The 16,176-nt window shown below is 66.9% G+C and carries 14 protein-coding genes and 2 tRNA genes; 10 read left to right on the top strand and 6 right to left on the bottom strand.

The window, feature by feature from the left end:
• Positions 1–2: 2 nt before the first annotated feature.
• The 7 genes from recF (at position 3) to ACWDPV_RS13310 (ending at position 8,256) form a co-directional block, all read left to right on the top strand.
• On the top strand, positions 3–1,310 hold the full coding sequence (gene recF / locus ACWDPV_RS13340; protein ID WP_449743353.1) for a DNA replication/repair protein RecF: 1,308 nt from the start codon (positions 3–5) through the stop codon (positions 1,308–1,310).
• A complete protein-coding gene (locus tag ACWDPV_RS13335; protein WP_449743352.1) occupies positions 1,307–1,873 on the top strand; it encodes a DUF721 family protein in 567 nt (188 codons plus the stop codon). Before recF ends, ACWDPV_RS13335 begins: the two co-directional genes overlap by 4 nt.
• A gap of 320 nt (positions 1,874–2,193) precedes the next feature.
• The gene (gene gyrB / locus ACWDPV_RS13330; RefSeq protein ID WP_348805418.1) at positions 2,194–4,272 is read left to right on the top strand and encodes a DNA topoisomerase (ATP-hydrolyzing) subunit B; all 2,079 of its coding nucleotides are present in this window, start codon (positions 2,194–2,196) and stop codon (positions 4,270–4,272) included.
• 50 nt (positions 4,273–4,322) lie between these two features.
• Positions 4,323–6,809 (top strand): DNA gyrase subunit A, encoded by a 2,487-nt coding sequence (gene gyrA / locus ACWDPV_RS13325; RefSeq protein ID WP_449743351.1) that lies wholly within the window; start codon positions 4,323–4,325, stop codon positions 6,807–6,809.
• A 181-nt stretch (positions 6,810–6,990) separates the two neighbouring features.
• The gene (locus ACWDPV_RS13320; protein ID WP_449743350.1) at positions 6,991–7,950 is read left to right on the top strand and encodes a DUF3566 domain-containing protein; all 960 of its coding nucleotides are present in this window, start codon (positions 6,991–6,993) and stop codon (positions 7,948–7,950) included.
• Positions 7,951–8,034: 84 nt separating this feature from the next.
• A tRNA-Ile gene (locus ACWDPV_RS13315) sits at positions 8,035–8,108 on the top strand.
• A gap of 72 nt (positions 8,109–8,180) precedes the next feature.
• Positions 8,181–8,256, top strand: a tRNA-Ala gene (locus ACWDPV_RS13310).
• 176 nt (positions 8,257–8,432) lie between these two features.
• Here ACWDPV_RS13310 and ACWDPV_RS13305 read toward each other — a convergent pair.
• The 3 genes from ACWDPV_RS13305 to ACWDPV_RS13295 form a co-directional block, all read right to left on the bottom strand.
• Positions 8,433–9,143 carry a cutinase family protein gene (locus ACWDPV_RS13305; RefSeq protein WP_449743477.1) on the bottom strand — a complete coding sequence of 237 codons (711 nt, stop codon included), beginning with the start codon at positions 9,141–9,143 and terminating at the stop codon, positions 8,433–8,435.
• A 184-nt stretch (positions 9,144–9,327) separates the two neighbouring features.
• Positions 9,328–9,957: a DUF4190 domain-containing protein gene (locus ACWDPV_RS13300; RefSeq protein ID WP_449743349.1), complete on the bottom strand. Its 630-nt coding sequence runs from the start codon at positions 9,955–9,957 to the stop codon at positions 9,328–9,330.
• A gap of 798 nt (positions 9,958–10,755) precedes the next feature.
• Positions 10,756–10,998: a hypothetical protein gene (locus ACWDPV_RS13295; RefSeq protein ID WP_449743348.1), complete on the bottom strand. Its 243-nt coding sequence runs from the start codon at positions 10,996–10,998 to the stop codon at positions 10,756–10,758.
• 74 nt (positions 10,999–11,072) lie between these two features.
• Here ACWDPV_RS13295 and ACWDPV_RS13290 point away from each other — a divergent pair, with 74 nt between their 5' ends.
• Entirely contained in the window at positions 11,073–11,594 is a 522-nt protein-coding gene (locus tag ACWDPV_RS13290) for a peptidylprolyl isomerase (protein ID WP_348805410.1), read from the top strand.
• A complete protein-coding gene (locus tag ACWDPV_RS13285) occupies positions 11,591–12,514 on the top strand; it encodes a rhomboid family intramembrane serine protease (RefSeq protein ID WP_449743476.1) in 924 nt (307 codons plus the stop codon). Before ACWDPV_RS13290 ends, ACWDPV_RS13285 begins: the two co-directional genes overlap by 4 nt.
• Before the next feature lie 19 nt (positions 12,515–12,533).
• Here the strand turns inward: ACWDPV_RS13285 and ACWDPV_RS13280 are convergent, their stop codons facing one another.
• Both ACWDPV_RS13280 and crgA read right to left on the bottom strand, forming a co-directional pair.
• The gene (locus tag ACWDPV_RS13280; protein ID WP_449743347.1) at positions 12,534–13,001 is read right to left on the bottom strand and encodes a PH domain-containing protein; all 468 of its coding nucleotides are present in this window, start codon (positions 12,999–13,001) and stop codon (positions 12,534–12,536) included.
• A gap of 106 nt (positions 13,002–13,107) precedes the next feature.
• Complete coding sequence (gene crgA / locus ACWDPV_RS13275) at positions 13,108–13,398, bottom strand: cell division protein CrgA (protein WP_348805407.1); 291 nt, start codon at positions 13,396–13,398, stop codon at positions 13,108–13,110.
• A 119-nt stretch (positions 13,399–13,517) separates the two neighbouring features.
• Here crgA and ACWDPV_RS13270 point away from each other — a divergent pair, with 119 nt between their 5' ends.
• Positions 13,518–14,243, top strand: coding sequence for an aminodeoxychorismate/anthranilate synthase component II (locus ACWDPV_RS13270; protein WP_449743346.1), 726 nt, complete (start codon positions 13,518–13,520; stop codon positions 14,241–14,243).
• 20 nt (positions 14,244–14,263) lie between these two features.
• Here ACWDPV_RS13270 and pknB read toward each other — a convergent pair whose 3' ends face one another.
• Positions 14,264–16,174, bottom strand: coding sequence for a Stk1 family PASTA domain-containing Ser/Thr kinase (gene pknB / locus ACWDPV_RS13265; protein ID WP_449743345.1), 1,911 nt, complete (start codon positions 16,172–16,174; stop codon positions 14,264–14,266).
• Positions 16,175–16,176: the final 2 nt, after the last annotated feature.

Below are 16,176 nucleotides of genomic sequence, written 5' to 3'. Positions count from 1 at the left end.
CCGTGTTCGTCCGCGAACTGCACCTGCGCGACTTCCGGTCGTGGCGCAGTGTCGATCTCGAACTGCGTCCCGGGCCGACCATCATCACCGGCCGCAACGGCTTCGGAAAGACCAACCTCGTCGAGGCCCTGTTCTACCTCGCCACCATGCGGTCTCATCGGGTGAGTTCCGATGCGCCACTCGTTCGTTCGTCGATGTCGTCGGCGACCGTCACCGCCACCGTGGAGAATGCGGGCCGCGAACTGACGGCGTCGTTGCAGATCAACGCCGAGGGTGCCAACAAGGCGTGGCTCAACACCTCCCCGCAACGCCGGCCCCGAGATCTGTTGGGCGTCTTACGGACTGTGCTGTTCGCCCCCGAGGATCTGTTGCTGGTGCGCGGCGATCCGGCCGATCGCCGGCGCTTCGTCGACGAACTCGTGGCCCAGCGCGGACCGCGGTGGGCGGCGGCCCGTGCCGACTACGACAGGGTGCTCCGACAGCGGTCGGCATTGCTCAAGACCGCAGGCGCCGCCCTGCGTCGCGGTGGATCCGAGGCAGATTCGGTGATCAGCACCCTCGACGTCTGGGATGGCGCGTTGGCCGAGCACGGCAGCCAGGTCACCGCCGCGCGCATCGACCTGCTCACCGAACTGGCACCACACTTCTCCGGTTCCTATGCCGCCATCGCGCCGCATTCCCGACCGGCGGATCTGCGCTACCGGGCTTCCGCGGGAGACGACGTCCTTCCGCCGGCCGGGCTCGCCGCCGACCCCGAGCAGATCCGTGAGGTGCTGCTCACCCGGCTCGCGGCGATGCGTGACAAGGAGATCGACCGCGGGATGTCGCTGGTCGGGCCGCACCGCGACGACGTCGACCTGATCCTCGGCGACGACATCGCGAAGGGCTTCGCAAGTCATGGCGAATCGTGGTCGCTGGCGTTGGCGCTGCGGCTGGGATCGGTGGAATTGACCCGTGCGGAGGGCGTCGAACCGGTGATCATGCTCGACGACGTGTTCGCCGAACTCGATGCCGCGCGACGACGCAAACTAGCCGAATTCACCAGCGGCGCAGAGCAGATCCTCATCACCGCCGCCGTCGCCGACGACATCCCCGAGGGCCTCGGGGGCCGACGCATCAGCGTCGACCTGGTCGAGGTCGACGGCACTCGCCAATCCACGGTGGTGGCCGTCACCGACGACGCCGGGACGGCGGAGCCGGCTCCCGAGCCCCCGGACACCGCTGTTTCGGAATCCCTCGAGCCGACAGTGTCCGAGCCGTCAGTGTCCGAGTCGATGCTGTCGGAGGTCGAGGGGAGACTGTCGGAATGACCGAGTCAGAGTCCGCCGATCCGCGGCCGGTGGGTCCCGACGGCATGAGCGGATACGAGCGTGCCCGCCGGGCACTGGAAGAGGCCCGTGCCTCGGCCCGCGCCGCCGGAAAGTCCGTCGGTCAGGGACGGGCATCACCGTCGCGCCGCTCGTCCGGGGTGCGGCGGGGTGGGCGCCGCAGCTGGTCCGGCGCGGGCCCCGACTCCCGGGATCCGCAACCATTCGGACGCCTCGTCGGCGGCATCGCGCGTGAGCGCGGCTGGCAGCCGCAGATCGCCGAGGGCACCCTGTTCGGCATGTGGGAACAGATCGTCGGAGCCGACATCGCCGCCCACGCGCAGCCAACGTCGTTGCGCGAGAAGGTCTTACATGTGCAGGCCGAGTCGACGGCGTGGGCGACGCAGCTACGGTACGTCCAGGCCCAGATCCTGGCGAAGATCGCCGCGGCCATCGGCGACGGGGTGGTGACGTCCCTGCGGATCACCGGCCCCAAGGGGCCGTCGTGGCGCAAGGGTGAGCGACATGTGCGGGGTGGTCGCGGACCGCGGGACACCTACGGCTGAGATGGCCGCGCCCGCGCCGGGTGATTTCTCGCCAGGAAAGAATCTGAGGCAGATTTTCTCCACGGACCACGACCGGACCGGCAGATGTCGAAAAAAATCGGTCTGCGCGCGATTCAGCGGCCCCTGATGCGGGTTCCTACTCGTTTGAGGCAGTACACTGGACCGTGTTGTCCCGACTGGGGGATCAGCAGCCCGTGACAGGGCGCCGGTGCACGCGCAGCAAAGGTTGTACGCCGCCGGTGACCGCGCGGGCGATTTTGTGCTGATCACCCCCGATGGCGTCGGGCCCATCGAGAGCAGAACAGGAGCGCTAGCACCTCGTGGCCGAAAGCAGCGACAAGACCGGTGGCTCGGGATCGAAGAAGCCCCGAAAGAAGCCGTCCGAATATGGTGCCGAGTCGATCAGCATCCTCGAAGGTCTCGAGGCGGTGCGTAAGCGACCCGGCATGTACATCGGCTCGACCGGTGAGCGGGGTCTGCACCATCTGATCTGGGAGGTCGTCGACAACTCGGTCGACGAGGCGATGGCCGGCTTCGCGACCAAGGTCGACGTGACGCTGCTCGCCGACGGCGGTGTCCAGGTCGTCGACGACGGCCGCGGTATCCCGGTCGCAATGCATGCCACCGGTGTGCCCACCGTCGAGGTCGTGCTCACCCAGCTGCACGCCGGCGGCAAGTTCGACTCTGATGCCTACGCGGTGTCCGGTGGTCTGCACGGCGTGGGTATCTCCGTGGTCAACGCGCTGTCCACCAAGGTCGAGGTGGAGGTGGATGTCGACGGCTACCACTGGAACGAGACGTTCACCGCGTCCAAGCCGGACGGGCTGATCAAGGGTGAGCCTACCCGCAAGACCGGCACCACGGTTCGGTTCTGGCCGGATGCGGGGATCTTTACCGAGACCACCGAGTTCAACGCCGAGACGGTGTCGCGTCGCCTCCAGGAGATGGCCTTCCTCAACAAGGGTCTGACCATCACCCTCACCGACGAGCGACCCAAGGCAATCGAACCGCCCGGCGATCCCAACGGCGACGCCGACAGCGGTGACCCGGAGGCCGCCGAAGCCGTCAAGAGTGAAGCCGAAAAGGCCGCTGCCGCAGCGAAACCCAAGACCCGGACGTACCACTACCCGGACGGCCTGGTCGACTACATCAAGCACATCAACCGCACCAAGCACCCGATCCACAAGTCGGTCATCGGCTTCACCGGCAAGGGCACCGGCCACGAGGTCGAGATCGCGATGCAGTGGAACGACGGGTACTCCGAGTCGGTGCACACCTTCGCCAACACCATCAACACCCACGAGGGCGGCACGCATGAGGAGGGTTTCCGTGCGGCACTGACCCGCGTGGTGAATTCCTATGCACGCGACAAGAAGTTGCTCAAGGAGAAGGACTCCAACCTCACCGGCGACGACATCCGCGAAGGACTTGCCGCGGTCATCTCGGTCAAGGTCGCCGAACCGCAGTTCGAGGGCCAGACCAAGACCAAGCTCGGCAATACCGAGGTGAAGAGCTTCGTGCAGAAGGCCTCCGGCGAGCACCTCGAGCACTGGTTCGAGGCCAACCCGGCCGAGGCGAAGGTGATCGTCAACAAGGCCGTCGACTCCGCGCACGCCCGGCTCGCGGCCCGCAAGGCGCGAGATCTGGTGCGCCGCAAGAGCGCCACCGACATCGGTGGCCTGCCCGGCAAGCTGGCCGACTGCCGCAGCAACGATCCCAGCAAGTGTGAGATCTACCTGGTGGAGGGCGACTCCGCCGGCGGTTCGGCCAAGACCGGCCGCGACTCGATGTACCAGGCGATCCTTCCGTTGCGCGGCAAGATCATCAACGTCGAGAAGGCTCGGATCGACCGCGTGCTGAAGAACGCCGAGGTCCAGTCGATCATCACCGCGTTCGGCACCGGCATCCACGACGAGTTCGATCTGGGCAAGCTGCGGTACTACAAGATCGTGCTGATGGCCGACGCCGACGTCGACGGCCAGCACATCTCGACGCTGCTCTTGACCCTGCTGTTCCGATTCATGCGACCGCTGATCGAGCACGGCCACGTCTATCTGGCGCAGCCGCCGCTCTACAAACTCAAGTGGCAGAAGGGTGCCGAGGCCGAGTATGCCTACTCCGACCGGGAACGCGACGCCATGGTGGCCGCCGGTCTGGAGAACGGCAAGAAGATCAACACCGACGACGGCATCCAGCGTTACAAGGGTCTCGGCGAGATGAACCCGAGCGAGCTGTGGGAGACGACCATGGACCCGGTCACCCGCACACTGCGTCAGGTGACCCTCGACGACGCCGCCGCTGCCGACGAACTCTTCTCGGTGCTGATGGGCGAGGACGTCGTCGCACGCCGCAGCTTCATCGCCCGCAACGCGAAAGACGTTCGCTTCCTTGATGTCTGATTCCACGCCCCCCGCGTGAGCAGACGTCGACACCTTGACAAGGACACTTCATGACTGACACCACACTGCCGCCCGCCGGCGGCGAAGGCGACCGCGTCGAACCGGTCGATCTCGGCCAGGAGATGCAGAACAGCTACATCGATTACGCGATGAGCGTGATTGTCGGCCGTGCGCTCCCCGAGGTCCGCGACGGTCTCAAGCCGGTACACCGCCGCCTGCTCTACGCATCCTTCGACGCCGGTTTCCGTCCCGACCGCAGCTACGTCAAATCGGCGAAACCCGTTGCGGAGACGATGGGTAACTACCATCCGCACGGTGACTCGGCGATCTACGACGCGCTGGTGCGGCTCGCCCAGCCGTGGTCGATGCGCTACCCGCTGATCGACGGTCAGGGCAATTTCGGCTCCCGCGGCAACGACGGCCCCGCCGCCATGCGTTACACCGAGGCCCGGCTGACCCCCCTCGCCATGGAGATGTTGCGCGACATCGACGAGGACACAGTCGATTTCACGCCCAACTACGACGGCAAGACCAACGAGCCGACGGTGTTGCCGGCGCGTATCCCGAACCTGTTGATGAACGGATCCGGCGGTATCGCCGTCGGTATGGCCACCAACATCCCGCCGCACAACCTCAACGAGGTCGCCGAGGCCATTTTCTGGGCGCTCGAGAACTTCGAGGCCGACGACGAGACCACCCTGGCCGCGTGCATGGAGCGCATCAAGGGTCCCGACTTCCCCACGGCCGGTTTGATTGTCGGCGGTCAGGGGATCAAGGACGCCTACACGACCGGCCGCGGCTCGATCCGCATGCGCGGCGTCACCTCCATCGAGGAAGCCAAGGGCGGCGCCACCCAGATCGTCATCACCGAGTTGCCGTATCAGGTCAACCCAGACAACATGATCGCCTCCATCGCCGAGCAGGTGAACGAGGGAAAGCTCAAGGGCATCAGCAAGATCGAGGATCACTCCTCCGATCGTGTGGGTCTGCGCGTCGTCGTCACCCTGCGCCGCGACGCGGTCGCCAAGGTGGTGCTGAACAACCTCTACAAGCACAGCCAGTTGCAGACCAGCTTCGGCGCCAACATGTTGTCCATCGTCGACGGTGTGCCCCGCACCCTGCGCCTGGACCAGATGATCCGCTACTACGTGGCCCATCAGATCGACGTCATCGTGCGGCGTACCCGCTACCGGTTGCGCAAGGCCGAGGAGCGCGCCCACATCCTGCGCGGTCTGGTGAAAGCTCTTGACGCCCTTGACGAAGTGATCGCGTTGATCCGCGCGTCGGCCAACACCGAGGCCGCCCGCACCGGGTTGATGGATCTGCTGGAGATCGATGAGATCCAGGCCGATGCGATCCTCGCCATGCAGCTGCGCCGGCTGTCGGCGTTGGAGCGGCAGAAGATCATCGACGACCTCGCCGAGATCGAGCGCGAGATCGAGGATTACAAGGACATCCTCGCCCGGCCCGAGCGTCAACGGTCGATCGTGCGTGACGAGCTGACCGTCGTCGTGGAGAAGTACGGCGACGAACGTCGCACGAAGATCATCGCCGCCGACGGCGACGTCACCGACGAGGATCTCATCGCCCGCGAGGACGTCGTCGTCACCATCACCGAGACCGGCTACGCCAAGCGCACCAAGACCGATCTGTATCGCAGTCAGCGACGCGGCGGCAAGGGTGTGCAGGGTGCCGGCCTCAAGCAGGACGACATCGTGGCGCACTTCTTCGTGTGCTCCACCCACGACTGGATCCTGTTCTTCACCACCAAGGGCCGGGTCTACCGCGCCAAGGCGTATGAACTGCCGGAGGCCAACCGCACCGCCCGCGGTCAGCATGTGGCCAACCTGCTGGCCTTCCAGCCGGAGGAGCGCATCGCGCAGGTCATCCAGATCAAGGCCTACACCGACGCCCCGTACCTGGTGCTCGCCACCCGCAACGGGTTGGTGAAGAAGTCCAAGCTCGAGGACTTCGACTCGAACCGTTCCGGCGGCATCACCGCGATCAATCTGCGCGGTGAGGATGAGTTGGTGGGTGCACAGCTGTGCAGCGCCGACGACGACCTGCTGCTGGTCAGCGACAAGGGGCAGTCGATCCGGTTCCACGCCGACGACGAGGCACTGCGTCCGATGGGCCGGGCCACCTCGGGTGTCCAGGGCATGCGGTTCAACGAGGACGATCAGCTGTTGTCGCTCAATGTCGTTCGCGAGGGCACATACTTGCTGGTCGCGACGTCGGGCGGCTACGCCAAGCGCACCGGCATGGATGACTACCCGGTGCAGGGACGTGGCGGCAAGGGCGTCCTGACGATCCAGCACGATCGTCGACGCGGCACCCTGATCGGCGCCCTCATCGTCGACGACGACACCGAGCTGTACGCCATCACCTCCGGTGGCGGCGTCATCCGCACGGCGGCCAAGCAGGTCCGCAAGGCCGGTCGCCAGACCAAGGGTGTGCGCCTGATGAACCTCGATGAGGGGACCACGCTGCTGGCGATTGCCCGCAACGCCGACGAACCCGACCCCGACGCCGAGTAGAGGACCCTCGGGTAGGCGAGGGCCACTTCGCCAACAAAACAATTCGGACACAAGACGGGCCGCGACGCCGGAACAGCGTCGTGGCTCGACTTGTGTGACGGCCACAACGGTTAGGGTGGAGCCATTGCGGCCAGAGCAGTAGGAAGCCACCGCGGACGTGCCGAGTGAGGATAAGACGCCAGTGAGCCAACCGAACGACCCGGACAAGAAGACATCGCCGTCCCCGGCGAAGGGACCCACGGCGTCGGGTGCCTCCGATGACGTGGCCACCACGACGAGCATTCCCACTGCCGGATCGCCGTCCGGAGCTTCCCCGTCGACGTCCGGTCCCCAGCCGGGTCCGCAGCGCGGTGGTCTGGTGCCGCCGTGGCAGCGTGGTCCGGGTGGCCCCGACGGCACCAACCCGGTTGGTTCGGCGCAGGCCCCGATGCCGTCGAGCAGCGCCCCGACCGAACAGATCGTCAACGGCCGCACCGGCACCCCGCGCGGCGTGGTCACCGGCAGTGGCACCGCCGCCGCGAGCATGAGTGGCCAGCAGGCACCGGTGAAGAAGCTCGACGCGCCGCCGGTGGGTCCGGCCGCACCGACGACAGAGGCACCCCGCGGCCGGTTCGTGGAGACACCGACGCGGACGATCGCACGCGAACCGTCGGCGGGGGAGAAGCTGCCCGACCTCGACGAGATCCACCACACCTCCGGCGAGGCGACACGAGCGGGTGCCGCTGCGGCTGCGGCCGGTGTGGCGACCCGCTCCGCACCGACGCAGGTCGGCTCCGGACGAGCCCTGCGCGCCGCCGTTCAGGTCCGCCGTCTCGATCCGTGGGCGACCTTCAAGGTGGTCGGCGTGCTCGCCATCGTCGGCTTTGTGATCTGGATGATCGCCGTGGCCGTGCTCTACCTGGTCCTCGACGGCATGGGTGTGTGGGAACAGGTCAACAGTTCCTTCGGAACGTTGGTGACCGCCGACGGTGCCACCAGTGGCGACATCATCGGTGCCGGCAGCGTGTTTCTGTACGCGGGCATCCTCGGCGTCGTGAACGGAATCCTAATCACCGCGCTGGCCACCATCGGTGCCTACATCTACAACCTGGTGGCCGATATGGTCGGCGGACTCGAGGTCACGCTCGCCGACCTCGACTAGAGGATCGGCGCAGGTCAGAGCCGGTGCTCCGGAGGCGTTTTGGTGTCCGGGCACTACGTCGGGTAATCTCTGTCCTCGGTTCAAGGGCCTATAGCTCAGGCGGTTAGAGCGCTTCGCTGATAACGAAGAGGTCGGAGGTTCAAGTCCTCCTAGGCCCACTGGGATCACTCGCAGCAGCGGTTTCGCAGCGCGAGATCCCGACCCGAAAACGTCGATCACACGGTCGGCGAGGGGCCTTAGCTCAGTTGGTAGAGCGCTGCCTTTGCAAGGCAGATGTCAGGAGTTCGAATCTCCTAGGCTCCACCACCCACCACCTCTTCGTCTATCTCTTCACCCTGATCTCAATGTGGGTCGTATGCGACAACGCAGCTGCTGTATCACCCACATTCACCAACACCACCCATCCTCCGCGCATGGCGCAGGGTAAGACACGTCCACCCCCCGCCGACGGCGAGGGGTGGACTGGTTTGGTCAGGTGAGGTCTAGCGGTGCGCGGTGACGTACCGTGCAGCGTCAACGGTCATGCCGTTGACCGCGTACAGCACGTGCAGCCCGTTGGGTTGACCCACGGGCGCACCGTCACAGACGACGTCACCGGCGATGCAGTAACTCTTCGTCTTGCGCGCGTAGAGCGGACCGACATTCATCGGTGGGGCACCGACCTGCCGAATCCATTGCTCCGACGGCGGAGCGAACAGCACGACGGCCTTCACGTGCGACGCGACGTCGGGACTCAACGCCGGCGGCACCTGGTCCTCGTACTGCTGATACCGGGGTTCGAGTTGGATCTTGTTCCCCAGGGCGTAGGTCGCGACGACCCCGCCCTGTGAGTACCCGCCGACGACGATGTCCGTGGACGGACAGGCCGAAGCCAGGTAGTTGACGCGCCGCTGGGTGTCGTTGACACCCTTCACCACACCTTCGACGAAGGCGACGCGATTGTTGAAGTTGCTGCCTGCCGGATAGTTCACGCCGTAGACAGCCACCGATTGACCGGGAAGCTGACTACGTAGCGCTGCGACGAACGATTCGCCGGTGACGCCGACAGGAGGTGCGGTTTCAACGGTGCCGCGGGCGAATACGACCTCGACATCGGGACAGTTGGGAGCCGCCGCAGCCTGAGGTGCGGGACCGAGAAGCGCGCCTGCCACCACCATGGCCAGGCCGGACAAAATCAGAAGTGGACGTCTGATCATGAAGCCGATGCTACGGGACACATCATCGACGCGACGGCATGAACGGAAATAGCCCAGGTCATCAGCTCTGGACAATCAGACATGCCGGATCACAAATAAATCTGTGATAGCGGGTCGGAAGTTCACGCAGCCTGTCGTCGGGTCGGATGACACGATCGTTGAACCATCAACTGCAGCTTGCTCAACGAAGGACGAGCAACAAGACATACGCGATGATGGCGACGACAGCTGCGATGATGTATGCCCAGCCGACGACGATAGCGACCTGGGCGAAGGCCTCACCGTACTGACGAGTCCGACGGATCTGGCCGCGTGCACGGTATCCGAGGTACAGCCCGACCGGCGACACACATCCCAGCACCGACAGCACCATCGCCCAGATGGCGAGGGTGTTGGTCCCCGGAGTGGGACCGGATCTCGGTGCTGCCCCCGACTTGGTGGGTCGTGCGGGCGCGCCGGGACGGCGCGTGCTGGTTCCCTGCCCGGACACGGGCGACTCCTTGGACAGTGACGGTGCCGCGGTGGTCTCCGCGGCCTGCCGCGGCTCGGGCGCCCCGGGGATCGGATCGGCGGGGCTCTTCTCGGTGACAGCCGAGTACGCCAGCGCCGGATTCCCGGGATTGCTCGGTGTGGGGTTGTTCTCTGCGAGATTGTTCGGCGCGTCGGTCGCCTTCTGGGTTTCCGACGGCTCGCCGACGGGGACACCCGGCGGGCGCTGCGGGCCGACAACACCGGGCGGAGGGCCGGGCCGACGTGCGCCGGGCGGGATCGGTGCGCCGGGCGGTGGTCGCCGTCCGGGTGGCGGCGGCATCCGTGTGCCCGTACCGGGGCGTGCGCCGGGCGGCGGGCCACCACGCCACCCCGGTCGTGGGCCTTGGCCGGTGGTCGAGGGTCCGTCCGGTCGTGGTCCCTGACCGGTGGTCAACGGCACCCCGGGGCCCGGTCGTGGTCCCGGCCCCGTCGTCGACGGCACCCCCGGTCGTGGTCCCTGACCGGTGGTGGACATCGGCGCCGGACGAGGCCCAGAATCGGTGCCGCCCAACGATTGTGGGGGTCGTGGTCCCTGGCCCGTGGAGGACATCCGATCGGGGCGGGGTGGGACACCGGCATCGGCCACCGGCAACCGTGGGTTCGACGACCCGGGCGCGGTCGGCGGTGCAGGAGTACCGGGCGAAGGAGCACCCGGCGCGGGCCGACCACGCGGAGAGGAAACGTTTTCGGGAGCACTCGGCGGTACCGGACCGGGCGGCGCGCTCGGCCGCGGAACCCGCAGCGAGGGATTGGAGCCGCTCAGCGGCGCGGTGGGCGGGCGTTCCCACGGTGCGGACGCCGCGCCGGTGCCCTCGTCTGGGGTGGTCGCGCCACCGGTACTCGGTCGGGGGATTGATGGTGACGATTCGCTCGACGCCGGGCCGGCACTCGGCGTCCGCGTCGGGGACTGAGTCGGGGTGTCACCGGATCCGGGCACCGACCAGCCGCCGGTGGATCCACCGGAGCCGGATGTCGACGACGTCGACGATCCGCCCGGCGCATCATCGCTCGAGGCGCCATCGGGGCGAGGCTCGCCCGGAGGGCGGCTGTCGTCGGAACTCACCGGTCCAAATTACCCTCAGGACGCCTCGGCCGAACCGTTGGCCGAACCGTCGGTCGAGATATCGGGCGTCTGGGCGCCGGCGCCGGGCGCCACGGAGTCCACGGCGTCGTCACGGGCGAAGTCCTCCACCCGGGGCACGGTTGCCGACACCGGCGGGATCTCGGTGCGACTGCGTCGGAGGAGAATGACCGCGCCGACGGTGGTGGACACCGCGGCCACCGCCGCCCCGACGAGCAACAACACGTACTTCTTCGACATGCCCACAGGGTGCCAGGTGGAAACGTCCGGTGCTAGTCGCCCACCACGTCGTCACGATTTGGTTGGATGGGTGTGTGAGCACATCAACACAGACCGCCATCATTCACACCAATCGCGGCGACATCAAGGTCGACCTGTTCGGCAATCACGCACCCGAGACCGTTGCCAACTTCGTCGGTCTCGCCGAGGGCACCAAGGAGTACAGCGAGCCCAACGCATCGGGCGGCAACTCCGGTCCGTTCTTCGACGGTTCGGTCTTCCACCGGGTCATCGAGGGCTTCATGATCCAGGGCGGCGATCCCACCGGCACCGGTCGCGGTGGACCGGGGTACCGCTTCAAGGACGAATTCCACCCGGAGCTGCAGTTCGACCGCCCCTACCTGCTGGCGATGGCCAACGCCGGACCTGGCACCAACGGATCGCAGTTCTTCATCACCGTCGGCCCCACCCCGCACCTGAACCGTCGGCACACCATCTTCGGTGAGATCACCGATCCCGCGTCGCAGCAGGTGGTCGACGCGATCGCCACCACCTCCACCGACCGCTCCGATCGTCCGCTCGACGCCGTGGTCATCGAGAAGATCGAGGTCGCCTGACCATCCCCACCGCCGGTCCGACGGCGGTCTGTTACCGACATCCCGACCGCCCCACCGCGTTGTCCTGCACGCGGTGCGGGCGGCCGGCCTGTCCGGAGTGCCTGCGACCGGCCGCGGTCGGTGCGCAGTGCGTCGACTGCGTCCGCGATCAGGGAACGCAGCAGGTGACGCGGCCCGGCTTCGGTGACCGCGGGGTGCGGCCCGTCGTCGCCCGCGTCCGCACGGCACGGCGCCCCATCGCCACCTACACCCTGATCGCGATCAACGTCGCGGTGTTCGCCTACACCGTGTACGCGGCGGGTTCCTTCGACGTGCAGATCTCCGCCCCGCTGCTGCACGGCGAACTCGTCCGCGGCAACGTCTTCCTCGGCGAGTACTGGAGACTGCTCACCGCCGGTTTCCTGCACTACAGCCTGATTCACCTCGCGGTGAACATGGTGTCGCTGTACATCCTGGGACGTGACCTCGAAATCGCTTTGGGCATAGGTCGTTTCGTCATGGTGTACATGACCGCACTGTTCGGCGGCAGCGCTGCGGTGATGCTGCTACAGGGCAACGAGACCCGATCGGCGGGCGCCTCCGGCGCGATCTACGGCCTGATGGGCGCGATGCTCGTGGTGGTCCTGCGCCTGCGGATATCGCCGGCGCCGGTGCTGACGATCATCGCGATCAACCTCGTCATGTCGTTCACCATCCCCGGCATCTCGATGGCCGCCCACGTCGGCGGACTGATCTTCGGCGCCGCGTCGACGGCCGCCTTCATCTTCGCCCCGAGGCTGCTGCCGGCGTCGGGTCGATCAGAGTCTGCTGCGAACATCGTCGGCTGGTCGGGCGCCGCCCTGCTGTTGGTCTCCGCGATCGCCATCAGCGTGATCGTCGCCGTGACCTACAGCGGCCCGATCATGGTCTACGTACGCTGAGACGGCCGTTCACACGGCATCAGCGTCGTGAATCCTCCACCGGATAGCCCGCGTCGGCGAGGGCGTCGACGACGTCGAGCAGGTCGGCGCCCAGATCCCAGCGGCTGAACACGATCAGCTTGGGTTCGGAGTCCGCCGGGCCGTAATCGATCTCCAGTTGGCCCGAGCGCCTACCGATCCGCCGCATCGAGAGAATCCGGATCCGCATCACCTCGGCGGGCGTCAGGGTGATCTCCCCACCGATCCGCCGGATCGCCAGCGTCGGCGACGGATCGGTCGTCACCGACAGGCGCGGCCGGATCAGGGCCGCGTAGGCACCGAATCCGAGAAGCATCGCCCCGGCGATCGCCATGATCGTGCGACCCGCCGCATCGGTGGAGACGAGGATCGCACACAGCAGCAGCGCGGCACCGCCGACGAGCAGCGCGGCGACCGCGGGCATGGGCGTCGCCCACGCACGTGTGGAGGAATCGGCAGAGTTATCCACAGGACTTACTCACAGTGGGGATGACTTACACACATGTAATTTACACAGTGTGGATAACGCGAACACCGCTGTGACCAGCACCGATGCGGTCTCTCGGACGCCGGTGTCAGCGCCACCGCATGGTCATCAACAGGCCAGCGACCATCAATGCGAAGCCGATCAGGAAGTTCCACGCACCGAGGTTGGCCATCCAATGCAGGGCCTGGCCCTCGCCGCCGTAGGTGGTGGCGCTCGCCGCGAGGTAGTACACGATCAGCCAGGCCAGCCCGAGCAGCATGAGACCGAGCATGACGCCGACGTAGATGCTGCTAGAGGGACCGACCTTCACCTTGACCGGCGTGCGGCTGGCCGGGTTGATGGTGTAATCGGTCTTCTTCCGGACTTTTGACTTCGGCATGACTTCCTCGCGTTGTACTGGCGACGTGTACGTCGTAGGACATACACGTTTGCCCTCTACGGTATCGCACCAGGTCGGTGCCACGAGACGGGTGAAGGAGGGCGGGTAATCTCACACAGATGACCAGCCCAACACCTGTGTCGTCGTCGACCGGCCGCATCCTCGTCATCGACAACTACGACAGCTTCGTCTACAACCTGGTGCAGTACCTCGGCCAGCTCGGCGTCGAGGCGACAGTGTGGCGTAACGACGACCCCCGGCTCACCGACGACGAGGGCGCCTTCACCGACGAGTCACTGCGGGCCGCGGTCGCCGGTTTCGACGGTGTGCTGTTGAGCCCGGGCCCGGGAACCCCGCAGCGCGCCGGTGCGACGATGCCGCTGGTCGGGGTGGCCGCCGACGGCGGGGTCCCGCTGCTCGGGGTGTGTCTGGGCCACCAGGCCATCGGGGCGGCGTTCGGTGGCACCGTCGACCGCGCACCGGAACTGCTGCACGGGAAAACGTCGAAGGTCTTCCACGATCAGGTCGGTGTGCTGCGCGGACTGCCGGATCCGTTCACCGCGACCCGCTATCACTCGCTGACCGTGCTTCCCGAGACCATCCCCGACGACCTCGTCGTCACCGGACGCACGGAGTCGGGCATCGTGATGGGTCTGCAGCATCGCGAGCTGCCGATCCACGGGGTGCAGTTCCATCCCGAGAGCGTGCTCACCCAGGGCGGTCATCGCATGCTGGCCAACTGGCTGACGATCTGCGCCATCACGATCGACGAGTCCGCGGTGCGGGCGCTGGAGGCGGAGATGGCCGAGGCGATCGGGCCCACGCTCAGCGCGCACTTCGGCTGACGAACGCCGGGATCACCGCATCAGCCGGGCAGCAGACTCGCGCGTCCCACCACGACGGAAACCGAACCGTTCTTGAGGAGCTTGGCCCCGTCTCCCGGACTCTGCGAGAGCACCTTGCCGTCGTCGGAGCTGCCCAGCGCCACATTGCGCGTCGTCTGGGTCAGGGTCCCGTTCCACCCGGCCCGCTGCAGCGTGGATCGGGCCTGATCGACGGTCTGTCCGGACAGGTTGGGCACGACGATCATGTTGCCGCGCGAGATGGTCAGCTGCACCGTGGACCCCTGCTCGACGGTCGTCCCGCTGGTGGGTGAGGCGTTGATCACCTGGCCCTGCGGCAGCTCCGAGTCACCCTCCACGACGGCGACCTCGAGACCGAGCTGCTCCAGCTCGGAGCGGGCGGCCGACTCGAACTGGCCGACCAGGCTGGGGACGGTCACCTCCTTCGGGCCGGTACTGACGCGCACGACCAGCGGATCGCGGATCGGGGCGTCGGTGCCGATCGCCGGATTGGTGTCGACGACCCGCCCCTCGGCGATGGTCCGCGAATCCACCTTGTCCACCCGGACGTTGGTGAAGCCGTCGTCCTTGAGCATCGCGACGGCCTCGGCCTCGGACTTGTTGCGCACGTCGGGAACCCGCTGGCGTTGCCGTCCGCTGGAGATGAACAGCTGAACCGTCGACCCCTCCGCGGTCGGCACGTTCGCGCCGGGCACCGAGCGGGTGGCGCTGCCCGCGTCGACGGTCTCACTCGATTCGTCGACCTGGTTCACCGTGAACCCGGCACGCTCCAGGGCGGTCCGCGCATCGGCCGCCGACAGACCCGACACCGCAGGCACGGCCACCTTCTGCGCGTCGCTGTCCGACGCCCACGGCGCCCACCACAGCAGCAGCCCGAGCACCAGGACCGCGACCGCCGCCACCGAACCCCCGATGAGCCACGGGGAGCGACGCCGCGACGGCGGGTCGTCGGCGCTATGCTTGCCCGCGACCGGGACGCGACCCGAATCGGCGCGCAGAGCCCGCCGCGGACCCGAATCGAGCAGGGAGTTGCGGTCGTCCTCGCTCATCAGCAGCGGCGCCGACGGCTTCCCACCGGCGAGCACCTTGATCAGGTCCGAACGCAGCTCCGCCGCCGACTGGTAGCGGTTGTCCTTGTTCTTGCTCATCGCCTTCATGACGATGGAGTCGAGTTCCGGCGGGATTTCCGGGCGCACCTCCGACGGCCACCGCGGATCCTCGTGGACATGCTGGTGGGCGACGGCGACGGGGGAGTCACCGGTGAACGGCGGCTCGCCGGTGAGTAGCTCGAACAGCACACAGCCCATCGAATAGATGTCGCTGCGCGGATCCACCTTGATGCCGCGGGCCTGCTCGGGGGAGAGGTACTGGGCGGTGCCCATCACCGCGCTCGTCTGCGTCATCGTCGAGGTGGAGTCGTTGATGGCGCGGGCGATGCCGAAGTCCATGACCTTGACCGCCCCGGACGAGTCGATCATCACGTTCGCCGGCTTCATGTCCCGGTGCACGATGCCGTTGCGATGCGAGAAGTCCATCGCCGCGGCCACATCGGCCATCCACGTCATCGCCTGCCGCGGGGCCACCGGACCGTTGCGGCGCAACACATCCCGCAGGGTCTCACCGTCGACGTACTCCATCACGATGAACGGCAGCGGACCGTCCTCGGTCTCCGCCTCACCGGTGTCGAAGACCTGCACGATGGTCGGGTGATTGAGCTTCGCGGCGTTCTGCGCCTCTCGGCGGAACCGCAGATAGAACGATGGGTCGCGGGCCAGATCGGCGCGCAACACCTTGATCGCGACATCCCGGTTGAGCAGCAGGTCGCGGGCGTAGTGCACCTCGGACATGCCACCGAAACCGAGCGTCTCGCCCAGTTCGTAGCGGTCGGAGAGGTGATGTGGGGTGCTCATCATGC

The organism is Gordonia sp. NPDC003504 (assembly GCF_053587995.1).
Note: the sequence above shows the minus strand (reverse complement) of the source record. Positions and strands in the feature narration are given on the sequence as shown.